The 15,699-nt window shown below is 38.6% G+C and carries 11 protein-coding genes and 1 pseudogene; 9 read left to right on the forward strand and 3 right to left on the reverse strand.

Annotated elements, in window-relative coordinates; all coding sequences use genetic code 11:
* Together RT445_RS16135 and RT445_RS16140 are read right to left on the reverse strand one after the other, a co-directional pair.
* Positions 1-215, reverse strand: a 215-nt coding sequence (locus RT445_RS16135) for a hypothetical protein (RefSeq protein ID WP_312506274.1), incomplete at its 3' end; no start/stop codon positions are given.
* 61 nt (positions 216-276) lie between these two features.
* Entirely contained in the window at positions 277-672 is a 396-nt protein-coding gene (locus RT445_RS16140) for a glucosamine 6-phosphate synthetase (RefSeq protein ID WP_274796802.1), read from the reverse strand.
* Between the two features lie 192 nt (positions 673-864).
* Between RT445_RS16140 and nagZ the strand changes: the two genes are divergently transcribed.
* The 7 genes and pseudogenes from nagZ to RT445_RS16175 all read left to right on the forward strand — a co-directional run bounded on the left by nagZ (position 865) and on the right by RT445_RS16175 (position 11,624).
* Positions 865-2,538 (forward strand): beta-N-acetylhexosaminidase, encoded by a 1,674-nt coding sequence (gene nagZ / locus RT445_RS16145; RefSeq protein ID WP_313470960.1) that lies wholly within the window; start codon positions 865-867, stop codon positions 2,536-2,538.
* A 164-nt stretch (positions 2,539-2,702) separates the two neighbouring features.
* Positions 2,703-3,383 carry a response regulator transcription factor gene (locus RT445_RS16150; protein WP_312506270.1) on the forward strand — a complete coding sequence of 227 codons (681 nt, stop codon included), beginning with the start codon at positions 2,703-2,705 and terminating at the stop codon, positions 3,381-3,383.
* Positions 3,380-5,224: a sensor histidine kinase gene (locus RT445_RS16155; RefSeq protein ID WP_312506268.1), complete on the forward strand. Its 1,845-nt coding sequence runs from the start codon at positions 3,380-3,382 to the stop codon at positions 5,222-5,224. Before RT445_RS16150 ends, RT445_RS16155 begins: the two co-directional genes overlap by 4 nt.
* 217 nt (positions 5,225-5,441) lie before the next feature.
* Complete coding sequence (locus tag RT445_RS16160) at positions 5,442-5,933, forward strand: hypothetical protein (protein ID WP_312506266.1); 492 nt, start codon at positions 5,442-5,444, stop codon at positions 5,931-5,933.
* Positions 5,934-6,203: 270 nt separating this feature from the next.
* A complete protein-coding gene (locus RT445_RS16165) occupies positions 6,204-8,291 on the forward strand; it encodes a serine hydrolase domain-containing protein (protein ID WP_312506264.1) in 2,088 nt (695 codons plus the stop codon).
* Between the two features lie 280 nt (positions 8,292-8,571).
* Positions 8,572-10,701, forward strand: a complete 2,130-nt coding sequence (locus RT445_RS16170) for a type IA DNA topoisomerase (RefSeq protein WP_312506262.1) — start codon at positions 8,572-8,574, stop codon at positions 10,699-10,701.
* A 131-nt stretch (positions 10,702-10,832) separates the two neighbouring features.
* Positions 10,833-11,624 (forward strand): annotated as a pseudogene (locus RT445_RS16175) (nucleotidyltransferase).
* Positions 11,625-11,744: 120 nt separating this feature from the next.
* Here the strand turns inward: RT445_RS16175 and RT445_RS16180 are convergent.
* Positions 11,745-12,356 carry a TetR/AcrR family transcriptional regulator gene (locus RT445_RS16180; RefSeq protein WP_312506260.1) on the reverse strand — a complete coding sequence of 204 codons (612 nt, stop codon included), beginning with the start codon at positions 12,354-12,356 and terminating at the stop codon, positions 11,745-11,747.
* A 204-nt stretch (positions 12,357-12,560) separates the two neighbouring features.
* On the opposite strand from RT445_RS16180, the gene RT445_RS16185 reads away from it, so the two are divergent.
* The gene (locus RT445_RS16185) at positions 12,561-13,313 is read left to right on the forward strand and encodes a glucose 1-dehydrogenase (RefSeq protein WP_274796809.1); all 753 of its coding nucleotides are present in this window, start codon (positions 12,561-12,563) and stop codon (positions 13,311-13,313) included.
* A gap of 1,302 nt (positions 13,314-14,615) precedes the next feature.
* A partial coding sequence (locus RT445_RS16190) for an aspartate kinase (RefSeq protein ID WP_313470965.1) occupies positions 14,616-15,699 on the forward strand: 1,084 nt, incomplete at its 3' end.

The following is a 15,699-nucleotide window of genomic DNA, read 5'->3' on the forward strand; positions in this document are numbered from 1 at the left end:
CTATCCACTAATTCGCTTACCTTCTCCGGTTCCTTAGCGCAATCTATCGTTCTGCGCGAGCTATCGATTAAATTGAGCGCTCTATCCGCCACATTAAGCGTTTTATCCACCACATTCGCCGATCTATCCATCACATTGAGTGTTCTATCCGTCACTTTCAGGATTCTATCCACCACTTTGCCCGTTCTATCCGCCACATTACCTGAGCTATCCATCACTTGCCATCCTCGGTACACAAAAAGACCCTTATAGTCTCACTATAAGGGCGTCTATCTTTTATTGAACAAGGGCTAGCAGAAATTGATCGCGATCTGTTTCCTCTTGCATTTTACTATCGACCAGCATTGCACCTGATTGGACGTTGGTGATGGCGTTGTCTACAAGAAATTGCATATTCACTTTGGCTACTTCATTGTTAACGGGGCAATTTCCCTCGAACTCTACCACGTCTTGGCCCTTTTGGGTTTCGAAATAAACCCAATATGGATTGTCGCAGGCAGAGGCAAAGGCGCTCTCTAATGTTTTTGTACTATTTTCATAGGAATAGTTTTTTACGTATGTAATATATTCATTGTCAGTAATATCCTTTTGTGGACCATAAAAGTACCAGAATACCCCTAAAATACCAATAGGCACAATCCACAATATATTTCTTTTGCTTAATTTCCCCATGCGTTGTATCCCCCTTTATGAGAATATTTTAACATCTTCCTTTGTATTTTTGCTAGCTTACGATAATATTTTCTAATGAGGGTAACAATTTTGTTGATTTCACATGTTTTGAATTCATAGAGTGGTTATGTTAACGTTAGCTAGTAGTTTTGTTTCGAGATAGTCATTTTGGATGAGTGAAGGAGGTTTTTTATGCATAAAAGAAGACGCGGTCTGCTCCTAGTTCTCGTGCTCATGTTAATAGGTCTGTTCCTTTTTTTCGGCATGAAATTAAGGCCAGGCACACAAACAACGACAAGAAATTCTGAGTCCAGCGCAGTCCAAGAGGATGTGTCTGAGAATGTGGGGGACATCGTGCAGGATATAGCCCGTTTAGCGCAAGAGGGAAGAGTGCCAGAAGTCCCCTTTGCTGCGGGAGAAGCCGATCAACAGACGGTTCATGCGCAATGGGGAAAACCTCTGCAAGTAACGGAGTCAGCGAATGGACAATACGAAGAGTATCAGGATGTGACCATCGGCTATCAAGGTTCAAAGGCCTTTGATATTCGTTCATTCAAAGAAGATATGAAGAAAATTCATCTTACAGATATTAAAAACAAGTTAGGGGAACCGGATGAGGTTCGCTACTATCAGGACCCAACGACCAATCAAATTATTTTTGTCTATCAAGTGAATGACAAGTATCAGTTAAAATGGATCTTACCAAAACCGACTGACAGCGATGCTAATCCTGTCGTGCATCATATTTCGGTCTATACAGAACTAACTGAACAAGTAACAGATACAGTAGAACAAATGACATTGGATGAAAAAATCGGGCAAATGATGTTTGCAGGCGTTTCAGGTACAACGCTCCAGCAGGAGACGACAAGTCTCATTCACGACTACAAAGTGGGCGGTTTGATACTGTATGGCAATAATCTTGAAACACCACAGCAAACTGTCACACTCATGAATGCCTTAATGGCTGCAAATGTAAATAATCAGCTACCACTTTTTCTAGGAACAGATCAAGAGGGTGGAAAGGTTGTCCGTTTACCTGGACCTTTAAAAAATTTCCCAACGAACCAAAGAATTGGTGACATCAATCAATCATCATTGTCATTTACGGTGGGTCAATTACTAGGGGAACAACTAAAGGCGTTCGGCTTTAACCTTGATTTTGCCCCTGTACTGGACGTCAATAGCAATCCGAACAACCCCATTATCGGTGATCGCTCGTTTTCCAATGATCCTGATATCGTCAGCAAATTAGGCATAGAAACCATGAAAGGGCTAGAATCCAAGCAGGTCATTCCTGTTGTCAAGCATTTTCCCGGTCATGGGGATACGGCGGTAGATTCCCATTTAGAATTGCCTAAGGTCACAAAAAGTTTGGACGATTTGAATCAACTAGAACTTGTGCCATTTAAAGCAGCCATTGATAACGGTGCTGATGTCGTGATGGTTGCTCATATCTTATTACCTAAGATTGATCCACAGTATCCTTCATCGATGTCGAAGGACGTTATTACAGGTATGTTAAGAGAGCAGCTCGACTTTGACGGTGTAGTAATGACGGATGATATGACCATGAAAGCCATTACCAACCATTTTGATATCGGACGGGCAGCCGTAGATTCTGTGAAGGCGGGTAGTGATGTTATTTTAATTGCCCATGAGTATGCAAATGTGACAGCAGCGATCCAAGCTGTGAAGGCAGCCGTCAACAAGGGAGAGATAACAGAGGATCGCATTGATGACAGCGTCCGAAGAATCATAGCGCTGAAGCAAAAGTATCAGCTTGCCAATCAACCTGTGAAAGCTGTTGATATTAACAGGCTCAATACAGACATTGAAAAAGTATTGAATATGTATATGAAATAAAGATAGGGAGGGACATACCTGTAAATATGTATGTCTCTTTTATTTTTCGATAATCCCGATATGAAGATTAAATAAAGATCCTAGCAATGTCGTTGATTCTAATTACTCACTCGCTTAATATGAATATGTAAATAGAACATTTAATAATTAAGCAGGGGATAAAAATGGTTGATCCGATATTAATTATAGAAGATGAGGATATTTTAAGAGAGATTCTTAAAGATTATTTCTTGAATGCAGGTTATTCAGTGTTAGAAGCTAAAGATGGTGAAGAGGCACTGCAGGTTTTTCAAGAAAATGAGCTGAGTTTAATTATTTTAGATATTATGCTACCAAAATTGGATGGATGGACGATATGCCGTCGCATACGGAAAACTTCAAATATCCCGATTATCATGTTGACTGCTCGTGCAGATGAAGATGACACATTACTAGGCTTTGAATTGGGAGCCGATGATTATGTGACGAAACCATACAATCCACTCGTTTTATTGGCACGTTCTAAAAGACTGTTACATCATCGGGAGCAAAAAAATGATGTAGCAGGTGACTGTATGGAAAGTGGTGGCATCAAAATTCATATACCTTCTAGGACTGTACAAGTGAATAATAAAGAGATTTCTTTGACGCATACAGAATATGAAATGCTTTTATATTTAATGGAAAATAAAGGGATTGTTATAACGAGAGATCAGATTATAACCAAAATATGGGGCTATGAATATTTTGGAGATGACCGAACACTTAATAGTCACATGCGAAATTTGCGAAACAAATTAGGAGACCATTCTACTTGTATTAAAACGATCGTTCGAACAGGATATAAATTCGAGGATATACAATGAAGCGAGGAATTGTATATAAGTTGTTTTTACTAACCACTATGCTGTGTGTACTTATCTTGGCTACCATTTTTGTAGGGCAAACTATATTCTTCAAACAATTTTATATCAATAAAAAAGTAGGAGATTTAGAATCCAATTTAACTGTATTTGAAAAAGAGTATCAAAAAAATAGTCATGACATGACGAAAATTCAACAGTTAGTGAGGGATTTTACTGATGAAAATAATGCTTGGATTACAATATTGGATCAGTCCGGTCATTTAAAGCATGAGGATGATTTCTATATTGAAGTGCAATTGCATGAGGATTATCAAACTATGGTTGGATTGAAAACAATAAAAGTTCCTTTATATGTCATTGATGGAGAAAATCCGGTCCAGTTATCGGAATCATTGTTGAAGAATAGTCAAGTAAATTTAATCGGAATACTAAAAGAGTCGCAATTAACTCCAATTGAAATGATAATAGAAAATGAAACATATACAAACCCTAATCTATTGGAAAAATCTTTAACCTACAGGAATAACTTACTTTATAAAAAAATAGGGAGACCGAGGGAAAAGCTAAAGGAGTTATATGCCTCTAATGAAAATTCTGATATGGTTCATCTGGAGGGTAAAATTATTAATTTTCAATTTCCACGAAGTAATAATTTATCCATAATTTATTCTAATTTACTATTTTTAGAGCAAATTAAAGATTTTCAAAATAAGATATTATTAAATGAACTGGATTTTCAGAATTTTACTACTCAACAAAGTAATTATGTACAAAACGACATTAAATACAAAATTTTAATAACAAAATCTGATGAAACAAACTCCTATATATTTTCAATGGCTTCACTTCAGCCAGTGGATGAAGCTGTTCAAATGATTGAGGAATATTATATTTACATTGTTGCTTTTGTTTTTATATTGATATTATTGGCATCTTTTTACTATTCAGTGAAAATAGCCAAGCCGTTATTGAGAATCAACCGTACTACAGAGAAAATAGCAAATTTAGATTTTTCTGAGACAATTGCTGTTCATTCACAGGATGAGATTGGAGATTTATCAAGGAATATCAATGTACTTTCGAACAGATTAAGTATGTATATTGACCAGCTACAGCAAGATATTGAAAAGGAAAAAAAGCTAGAGAATACGCGAAAAGAATTTATTTCTGGTGTATCACATGAGTTAAAAACACCCTTAAGTATTATGAAAAGCTGCATAACAATATTGAGAGGAAATGTTGCAAATCATAAGAAAGAATATTACTTCGATGCATTGGAACAAGAAGTGGATAAGATGGATTTATTGATTATCGATATGCTTGAATTAGCAAAGTATGAATCGGGTACGTATAAAATGCAAATGGATGCTTTTTATATCCATTCGCTGTTAGAAGAAATTTGCCAAAAACTTATGCCTGAAATTGAGCAAAAACAATTACGAGTTGAGACCCACTTATTACAGATTGAAGTAGTTGCTAACCAACGCCGTATCGAGCAGGTTCTTATGAATTTTTTGACGAATGCTATTCGGTACTCGCCTGCGCAAGAAAGTATAATTGTGGCGATTGAGGCAGAAGGGAAACAGGTAAGAATTAGTGTTGAGAATAAGGGGGCTCAAATTGAAAAAGATCATTTAGAGAAAATTTGGGAGCGCTTTTACAGAATTGATGCTTCTAGAAAAAGATCTGAAGGTGGAACTGGCTTGGGACTGGCAATTTCAAAAAATATATTAATGCTCCATGGAGTTGAATACGGTGTTTGCAATACATCCGATGGAGTAGAATTTTATTTTTATTTACCAATAAAAGAGGGAGACAAGCTCATACAAACGGTTTTATAAACCTTTTGTATGAGCTTTTTTAATTGTAGCAAAGGCATTACATTGAAAATTAGTTGTGTGAAATTTTCTACTTATGGTCACTTTTCCATCAGCTGGCCAAAAGTAACTTCAATTTAAATGAATTTTCATTTCGAATCCACCTCATCTTGATTTTATCTTTACATAGTTCAGCAATAATAGTTTATGTAATACAAAATAACTGAAAAGAGGGAATAAGATGAGTAAAAAAAATTTAATCATGGCTTTTGGTATTTCAGCATTTTTATTAGGTAGTGGGCATACTTACGCTAAACAAATTCAGAAAGATGCAGATGCATCAGTAAAATCCGCTCAAATAGTTAGCACACAAACCGACGAAACAATAAAACAAAAAAGTAACGAGCAACCAACGCAATTTAGTTTTTCTGATGAGGCTTTCTTTACAACAAATAGTCAGCCTGATTACTTTGCTAATGATTTTTTAAATAATTCAGACCTATTTTCTTTATTAGATATGACTCCAGGAGAATTGAAACAAAATTTGGATACTGGTAAATCGGTTGTAGAAATCGCAGCATCTAAGAATATATCTACACAAGATGTAATAGAAGTTATAGCAAAAGAACAATTAAAACGACAGTTTGAAGGAGAAGAAAAAGAAGCAACAGAAGAAATGATAGAAGATTTAAAAGTAAAAGTGTTACATGTAATTGAATACAAAAGTAATTGATCCATACAAGGAGGTAATAATTATTTGTAGCATTTTAGAAAAAAGTTAAACTTTGATTAGTAGGAATACAGATTATACAAACGTTTGTTTGTATAATCTGTTGTTTTTTTAGAGATTGTGAATTTATCTTTGATATAAAATTTTACCTTCTGTTTACTTTATTTTTTCCTGTAATTGGTTTTCGTTACATATAATGATTAATAAGGGCGACAAAGAGTTCTTGTTGTTCTTAATAATCTTAAGCGAACCTAACAAGGAGGCAATTCTGTCATGAAAAGAAAACTATCTGGGGTGTTAGCGGCTTCATTAGCGCTAACGATATTCCTCCCAACTAACGCGATGGCGTTTTCTAGTAGCAGTCAGACTACCACTGTAGCTAGTCAAGAAGTAGTGGCTAGCCAAGAATTGAAAAAGATTGCAGCAGAGAAGGCTGCATTACTCATGAAATCCTATGAGACAATTAGTGTGCAGTATGCGCTAATTGATAATGGCAAAATCGTTTTGTCGGGTCAAACCGGCAAGAACGATATTAAAGGGAAGCAGCCGTTAACCAAAGATACGCTATATGGGATTGGCTCAGTTAGTAAAGTATATACAGCGGCAGCTGTAATGAAATTGGTTGACGAAGGAAAAGTCGATTTGGATACGCCTGTTTTCCACTATGTCCCAGATTTCAAGATGAAGGATGAGCGGTATAAAAAAATTACGCCTCGTATGTTATTGAACCACTCTTCCGGCATACAAGGTACTATGTTTACTAATGCATTTTTATTTGAAGATAATGATACCTATGCCCATGATAACTTGTTGCGACAATTATCCGACAAGACCTTAAAAGCAGATCCTGGTGCATTTTCAGTATACTGTAATGATGGCTTTACGTTGGCCGAAATTTTAGTTGAAAGAGTTAGCGGTTTAAGCTTTACAGAATTTCTACACGAGCAGTTTACAGAACCATTAAAGCTCCATCATACAAAAACGCCACAGGATAATTGGGAAGATGCAAAATGGGCTGGCCTTTATTTTCCAACATACAAGGGGCAGCTTCCTGCTGAATCCGTAAATGTAATTGGCACAGGAGGGATTTCTTCAACTGCGGAGGATGTGGTGCGATTCTCACAATTATTTATGGGGCAGGGAAAAGGAATCCTCTCTGATAAAGCAGTCAAAGCGATGGAGCAAGAGGAATATAAAAAAGGTATGTGGCCAGGCGATGGAGATAATAGCATCAACTATGGACTTGGATGGGATAGTGTGAAGCTTTATCCATTCAGTGAATATGGGATAAAGGGCTTGGCTAAAGGCGGCGACACGGGATTACAACATGCTTCACTAGTGGTGCTTCCAGAACAGAAAATGGCGGTGGCTGTATTATCATCAGGTGGCAGCAGCGTGACAAATCAAATGATGGCAAATGATTTATTGCTCGCAGCCCTAAAAGAGAAGGGTACAATTAACGAGATTAAGCCAAACAAATCCTTTGGCAAGCCGAACAAGGCAAAGATGCCTCAAGATGTAGCAAAGAAAGCGGGCTTATATGGTAATAGTTACGGTCATTTCAAAATAGAAATTACGAAGAATGGGGAACTATTATTACCAAATTATACACAAGAAAAATTTGTATATACCGCAGATGGTAGCTTTATGAATGAGGAGGGTACCTCCAAGCTTAACTTTGTCAGTGAGAAGAATGGAAGAACTTATTTGAAAGAGAGTACCTATCAAACAACGCCAGGTTTTGGGGAAGTTGCGGTGACTCACTATTTAGCTGAGAAACTAGAAGACAATGTACTGTCGAAGGAAACAGCTGCTGCATGGGCGAAGCGAGAGGGCGTTAAGTTCTATCTCGTGAATGAGAAATTCAGTTCGGCTCAATATCTTCTACCAATGATGCTTTTCAAACAAATTAATCGCGATGACAATTTTGAAGGTTATTGGGAGAGCAGAAAAATTACAGGCCCAAACTCTGCGGGACATCAACTCCAGATTCCTGTGATGAATGGTCGTGATATGACAGAAGCTCGTTTCTATACTGAAGACGGTGTTGAATATATGGAGATGGCCGGATTGTTATACGTTAGTGGGTCAAATTTAAAATCACTTGATTCAGGTCAATCATCCAAAGTTACACTGCATGCAAATGGTCAAGCTAAATGGTTTACAATACCACAAGCGGCAGCAGGAAAAACGATGACTGTGTCGTTGCCTTCCAAAAGTTCATTCGCGGTATATGATGAGGCAGGAGTATGTGTCAATTTTACCGTTGTGAGTGGCAAAAACAAAGTAAAACTGCCGAAGAACGGAACGGTTGTATTTGCCGGCGCAGCTAACTCGGAATTTACAATCACGCTGAACTAACTAGCATACTTAACAAAACCAGTTATTACAGAAAAAAGTGTTTAGCTGGTTTTGTTTAATCCTTTCAGATTGATTTATTGGCAAAGCATATTTCTCCCCCGATTGGAAATTAAAAATTTTGAAGGGTCTTCTTTCAAAGATTTTAGTAAGTGATATTTTATATTGTTTACAGTAAAATAATAGTAGAGTATTTCACTTTAAACTCAACTAATCTGATTAGTTGGGTTTTGTGTTTTTCTAGAAAAATATACTAAACTTTTAAAAGAAGATGTGATGATCAATGGGGAAAATCGCCATTTTGGCAGAGAAACCTTCTCAAGCAAGAGCCTATGCTGATGCATTTAAAATTAAACAAAAAGAGAAAGTATTTATTGAATTGGAACCGTGTTCTACTTTTCCTGAAGGAGCCATCATTACCTGGGCAGTTGGTCATCTTGTTGAGTTAAAGGAACCGAAAGAATATCAAAAGGAATGGGAGAAATGGTCGCTGTCCTCATTACCGATCATTCCGCAGAAATTTGAAGATAAAGTCGTTTCTAAAATGTATACACAGTTCAATGCTGTAAAAAAAATCTTTCATGATCCGCAAGTGACGATGATCTATAACTGCTGTGATAGTGAGCGTGAGGGTTCAAATATCTTTTACTCCCTTTTAAAAATGACGAAAGTAAATAAGCCTGTGAAACGATTATGGATCAATTCATTAGAGGTGGAGGAAATTCGGAAAGGCTTTAATAATATGCAGAGTAATGAGCGTGATTTGCTGATGTATCAAGAAGCAAAAACGCGTCAAATTAGCGATTGGCTCGTAGGGATGAACTGTAGTCGCCTTTATACACTACTTTTACAGAAGAAAGGCTTTAAGGGGAGTATCTCCATTGGACGTGTGCAATCGCCAACTGTCTATCTAATTTATAAAAGACAGCAGGAAATTGAACAGTTCAAGCCTGAACATTTTTATGAAATTGAAGGGGTTTTTAAAGCGCAGAATGGTGTGTACAAGGGGAAGGCCAAGTTAAAAACAAAAGAGCGTGCAGAGGCCGTGCAATTCCTGCAACAACATGAGATTGAACCAATGGATATAGGTCAAATTACGAGTGTCACGAACAAAACGAAACGGATTGCACCGCCCAAACTACATGCACTATCCACATTACAAGCAGCTGCCAATAAACGTTGGAAATATAGTCCGTCCTATGTGTTGAAACTTACGCAATCACTTTATGAGAAAAAGCTTGTTTCTTACCCACGTACCGATTCACAGCTCATTACGCAAAATGAGTTTGCCTATTTAAATGAATCTCTGGGTAACTATCAAAAGCTTGTAGGGAAGTCCTTTCATACGATCAATCGAGGGTCAAACAAACGTTACGTCGACAATGCCAACGTTGGGGAGCATTATGCCATAATTCCAACGAGAAAGGTACCGACAGAAAAAGCGCTACAATCGATGAATACGGATGAACGCAATGTTTATTTCGAAATCATCAATACGACACTGGCCATGTTTCACCAAGATTATGAATACGATGAAAAAACGATTATCACAAATGTCAAAAATGTAGAATTTAAAACGGTAGGGAAAACGGAGCTTGTAAAAGGATGGAAAGAGTTGTTTTCAAGTGATAAAGACGTGCAGGCTCGTGACGAGTCATTACCTGTCGTAAGCAAAGATGAAATGGTACAATGTCAGGTCGCTATTTTAGAAGGCACAACAACCCCTCCTAAGCCCTATACAGAAGGGCAACTCATTACGATGATGAAAACATGTGGTAAATCCGTGGAGAATGAAGAAGAAATCGAGGTACTCAAATCGATCGAAGGTATTGGGACAGAAGCAACTCGGAGCGGCATAATTGAGACGATTAAAAAGCATGGATTTATTGAAGTACGAAAAAACATCGTGAACATTATGCCAAAAGGAGAGCTTTTATGTCGGGCCATTGAAGGAACATTGCTGTCCAGTCCATCGATGACAGCAAAATGGGAAATTTACTTACATAAAATTGGACGTGGCGAAGGCTCTGCAAAGCATTTTATTGATAGTATTGGCAAGTTTATTAATCAATTAATACAGGATGTGCCTCAACAGCTAGAGTCACTTACAATTGAAGCTGAGCACTTTAAACCAGCTGCTGCGAAAGAGATTGTGACGTGTCCAACATGTAAAGTAGGAAAAATAGGTTTGCGCAAAAGCTTTTATGGCTGTTCGAATTATAAAAATGGCTGTAAGCAAACGTTCCCAGAAAGGCTACTAGGAAAAAAACTAACGGAAAAGAACATACATGATTTATGCAAGATGGGTAAAACTGCCGTGATGAAAGGCTTTAAATCAAAAAATGGTAAACCATTTAATGCGGCACTCCGCTTGGTAGAAGGAAAGATTGAATTTGAGTTTAATGAAAAATAAACGCTGATGTTTGCTTTGAAGAATGAGTTTGCTGAAGGGTAGTTTTTGAAGGTTATCTCAATTTTGAAAGTAGGATAGCTCGTTCACTATAGAACATGCTATCCTATTTTTATGAAAAAAGGAGTAATGTGATGACTACAATTAAAGAGATTGAAAGCTTCTGTGTTACGGATAGTGATGGACACATTATTAATCATTCAGATTGGAATAAAATCAACCCAATTTTTCATCCTGTAATAAACGATGTGGTTCATACGTATCGCACCCTTCTTCAAGATGACTTACATAGCGTATATAAGGGGATCGATTCCAAAAGGGATAGGTATTGAAGGAGTAGCTGACTTAGACACGATAGCGGTTACGAAGCAAAAACCTAATAAACTGCAGTTAAAGCGGATAAAAGAAGTGGAAGATGCATTAACTCAGAACCATACTTGTGTCGATGGGATTGAACTAAGTGTTTACTGCAAAGAAGATATTTTAAATACGACATCTTTTTCAATCATTAGTTTCATACTCCAAACCCATAGTATATGTGTGTTTGGAGAGGATTTAATACCTCTATTACCAAGATATAAAGCGAACGAAGCTTTAGCGAATGACCACACAATTCTGATGTAGAGGATATTAAAGATTGTTGTAAATGGATTATGAAAATTATTGTAAGAGCAGGACTTGCACTTACCATAACTAAGGAAAACACATATACAAGGGATTTATACCCCGCTTACAAATTGTTTTCGGAATGTTTCCCTGAAAAGGAAAGTGACATGAGAAAGGCACTTGAATATGCGATAACACCCATCAAAGATACAAACGAATTGTTATTGTTTTTAAATGAATTTGGGTCGTGGATGGTCAGTGAAGCTGACAAATGGTTACAATGCCATAACCCTAATAGAGAATTAAAGCTGAAATGGTAATAGTTTGGTTGAATAAGAAAAAGGTAATCACATGCACGCTTGTGATTACCTTTTATTTTAACATTCTTAGTTATGCTCATGGCATTATCGAAGACCCAATCGGAATTAAAATACAATATTTTACTTTTCAAAGGGATTGTTGATGTAAGGGCCTTTAATAGTAATACGCATTAACTGCGTTGCCATAAATTTGGGCGTATACGGCATGTCATTTTCTAACCACCAAACAATCACCTCGAGAAAGGCAGCAGCATAAAAACGTTCAGCCATCTCACGGGGCACTGTCAGCTTTTGATCGTCAGGCTCCATAAATTGAATACCACTTGAGACAAAATTAATAATAATGTCTTTTAGGCCATCAGAAAAATAAGGGATATTTTTTTCCGTAAGATATACTTTATAAAGCTTACTATTTGATGCAATTTGCTCAAACAAACGCATAAATGTGTCGTGTGGCTGATCGTAATTAGGTAATAAATCAAACTCCTTTTTCTCTTCAAAATTTGGGTGAATACAACGAACTAATTGCTGTAAAGTTTCCATAGAGCTTTGATAAAGAAGGTCTAATTTATCGCGAAAATGTAAATAAAAAGTAGCTCGGTTTAAAGTGGCTCGTTTTGTAATATCTTGTACTGTAATTTTCTCATAGCCTTGTTCATCGATTAATTCCACCAGTGCATCTCTCAATAATTGGCGTGTTCTTATTACGCGTGGATCTATTTTTTTCGACATTTTTAAGCTCCTTGTATTAAATGATCGATTTAATCAACGTTTTAAATTCTGTTGTTGCGAAAGCGTCACATTCGCGTTCACTGTTGTTTGCCCTTTTCAAATAGCACGTTATAATTATATTAACGACACGGTGTCGATAATACAACTAGTTGTTAACATCTTCACGAATTGTTCATTTATAGATAAAGGAAAGGAAGTTTTAATATGGGTCGTTTAAATGGGAAAGTAGCAATTATTACAGGAGCGGCAATGGGAATGGGCGCATCAGAGGCAAAATTATTTGCTCAAGAAGGGGCAAAGGTGATTGCAACAGATGTACAAATCGAGCCATTGAACAACTTAGTTAAAGAAATTAAAGAAAACGGCGGAGAGATTATTGGTCTTCAACATAATGTGACTTCTGAAGATGAGTGGAAGGCAGTAATCGCAGAGGCTGTAAAGGCTTATGGTAAGGTGGATGTTCTTGTAAACAATGCAGGCGTTTCATCACCAAAAACAATTGCTAATATGGAAATGGATGAATGGAATAAAGTCATGGACATTAACCTTAATGGCTGTATCATCGGTATGAAATATGTCATTCCTGAAATGCAAAAAGCTGGTGGCGGCTCCATCATCAATATTTCTTCGATCGGTGGTATCGTAGGAATGGCTGGGACAAGCCCCTATACCGCAGCAAAAGGCGCACTACGCGTTCTTTCTAAATCGGCTGCGATCGAATACGGCAAAGATAAAATTCGCGTAAATTCTGTGCACCCAGGTATTATCGTTACACCAATGGTAGCACCTACCATGGAGGAGGGCGGTGCACTGCCATTCTATCAAACTTACACACAACTACCATACTTCGGTGAACCTGAAGATGTAGCGTATGGCGTAGTCTTCCTAGCATCTGACGAATCCCGCTTCATGACAGGCGCAGAGCTAGTCATCGATGGCGGCTGGACAGCAATTTAATAGAGTACAAGAAAAACTAGGCGACACGCAACGTGAGCCTAGTTTTTTTGTTGAATTAAGTGAATCCCCGCGGAAGCGAATCGAATACCCGCGGAAGCGAAGCGAATACCCGCGGAAGAGAAGTGAATATCCGCGGAAGAGAAGTGAATCCCCGCGGAAGGGAAGCGAATACCCGCGGAAGCGAAGTGAATATCCGCGGAAGCGAGGCGAATACCCGCGGAAGCGAGGCTAATACTCGCGGAAGAGAAGTGAATCCCCGCGGAAGAGAGGCTAATCCCCGCGAAGGGAAGCGAATACCCGCGGGAGAGAAGTGAATCCCCGCGGAAGCGAGGCTAATCCCCGCGGAAGCGAAGCGAATACCCGCGGAAGAGAAGCGAATACCCGCGGAAGAGAAGCGAATACCCGCGGAAGAGAAGTGAATATCCGCGGAAGAGAAGTGAATATCCGCGGAAGAGAAGTGAACACCCGCGGAAGCGAAGCGAATACCCGCGGAAGCGAAGCGAATCCCCGCGGAAGAGAAGTGAATCCCCGCGGAAGCGAGGCTAATCCCCGCGAAGGGAAGCGAATACCCGCGGGAGAGAAGTGAATCCCCGCGGAAGAGAGGCTAATCCCCGCGGAAGAGAGGCTATTACTCGCGAAGGGAAGCGAATACCGCGGGAGAGAAGTAAACACCCGCGGAAGAGAAGCGAATACCCGCGAAGCGAAGCGAATACCCGCGGAAGGGAAGTGAATACCCGCGGAAGCGAAGCGAATACCCGCGGAAGAGAAGCGAATACCCGCGGAAGGGAAGTGAATACCCGCTGAAGCGAAGTGAATATCCGCGGAAGAGAGGCTAATCCCCGCGAAGGGAAGCGAATACCCGCGGAAGAGAAGTGAATACCCGCGGAAGGGAAGCGAATACCCGCGGAAGCGAAGCAAATACCCACGAAATCAGATCCACACGCTAGAAGTAAAATCCCATTCAAATCAACGTTGTGAACAGGCAAAAGAGCACAAACATAGTGGATAATTGTGCATATCATAGGGGGAGAAAGCGTTTTCTTCATTTATATAGAAGAAAGTCAGAACGGAAAATTTCACGATTATGTGAACGTCACGAAAAAAAATTCACAAAAACCTTAACTATTTCATATGAAATCCGTATAATAAATCAAACAGTACGAAAAATGTCCATATTTCTCGATAAATTGCGTGAATTTTTTAAATTGTATTGACGTAGGAAACGATAATTTGTACACTGTGTACATTCAATTGTTTTTTGGAGGCATACAATTAATTTGAAAAAGTTAGGATTTGATAGATATGATCGTGTGTAAATTTGGTGGAACATCTGTAGCAAGCGCAGAACAAATTCAAAAAGTGGCAAACATTGTGAAATCTAATCCGGCACGTAAGATCGTTGCCGTTTCAGCACCAGGGAAACGTTCTGGTGACGATATAAAAGTAACAGACCTATTAATACAATTAGCAAATGCAGCGTTACAACAAGAGAATACGGAAGAAAAATTGCAGACTGTTGTGGATCGATTTAGAGCGATTGCGGATGGTTTGGGGATAGATTATGCCATTTGTGACGTGATTGCGGAAGATTTACGTGAACGTGTACAAGGTGACAAAACGAACGTGGAATTATTCATCGATAGCATTAAAGCGGCAGGTGAAGATAATAACGCCAAGCTCATTGCTGCCTATTTTAACGCGATTGGTATGCCCGCACGCTATGTCAGTCCTAAAGATGGGCTAGTGGTAAATGATTTACCTGAACGAACATTTGCTTTACCAGAAGCGTATGCTAATTTAGCCCCTTTAAAAGATACAAAAGAAATTATTGTTTTCCCAGGTTTCTTCGGTTACACTAGAGCGGGCGTATTGCGAACATTTGACCGCGGTGGCTCTGATATTACAGGCTCCATCTTAGCAGCAGCTGTTGAAGCGGAGCTCTATGAAAACTTTACGGATGTGGATTGTGTGTTCTCTGCGAATCCGAAAGTCGTCAATGATCCAGTGGAAATTAAAGAAATTACGTATCGCGAAATGCGCGAATTATCATATGCAGGCTTTTCAGTGTTCCATGATGAAGCGTTAATGCCTGTCTACAAGATTGGGGTGCCAGTTAACATAAAAAATACAAATAATCCATCAGCCCCAGGTACACGTATTGTACCAAGCCGTCCTGCAACAGGTCGTCCAGTTACAGGTATCTCGGCAGACAGTGGCTTTTCAACTTTATATGTCTCTAAATATTTGATGAATCGCGAAGTAGGCTTTGGACGAAAGCTACTCCAAATTTTAGAAGATGAAAATATTTCTTATGAACACACACCATCTGGTTTAGACGATATTTCTGTCATCATGCGTTCAAATCAACTAACACCAGAAAATGAAG

Origin of the sequence: Lysinibacillus sp. (assembly GCF_032093475.1) — a bacterium.
In the GTDB taxonomy this organism is placed as follows: Bacteria; Bacillota; Bacilli; order Bacillales_A; family Planococcaceae; genus Lysinibacillus; species Lysinibacillus irui.

What these genes read in the sequence shown, in the direction of transcription:
- RT445_RS16185 (WP_274796809.1), top strand. Translation starts at nt 12,561, where the DNA reads ATGGGTCGTTTAAATGGGAAAGTAGCAATTATTACAGGAGCGGCAATG.
- RT445_RS16170 (WP_312506262.1), top strand. Translation starts at nt 8,572, where the DNA reads ATGGGGAAAATCGCCATTTTGGCAGAGAAACCTTCTCAAGCAAGAGCC.
- RT445_RS16155 (WP_312506268.1), top strand. Translation starts at nt 3,380, where the DNA reads ATGAAGCGAGGAATTGTATATAAGTTGTTTTTACTAACCACTATGCTG.
- RT445_RS16165 (WP_312506264.1), top strand. Translation starts at nt 6,204, where the DNA reads ATGAAAAGAAAACTATCTGGGGTGTTAGCGGCTTCATTAGCGCTAACG.
- RT445_RS16150 (WP_312506270.1), top strand. Translation starts at nt 2,703, where the DNA reads ATGGTTGATCCGATATTAATTATAGAAGATGAGGATATTTTAAGAGAG.
- nagZ (WP_313470960.1), top strand. Translation starts at nt 865, where the DNA reads ATGCATAAAAGAAGACGCGGTCTGCTCCTAGTTCTCGTGCTCATGTTA.
- RT445_RS16160 (WP_312506266.1), top strand. Translation starts at nt 5,442, where the DNA reads ATGAGTAAAAAAAATTTAATCATGGCTTTTGGTATTTCAGCATTTTTA.
- RT445_RS16180 (WP_312506260.1), bottom strand. Translation starts at nt 12,356, where the DNA reads ATGTCGAAAAAAATAGATCCACGCGTAATAAGAACACGCCAATTATTG.
- RT445_RS16140 (WP_274796802.1), bottom strand. Translation starts at nt 672, where the DNA reads ATGGGGAAATTAAGCAAAAGAAATATATTGTGGATTGTGCCTATTGGT.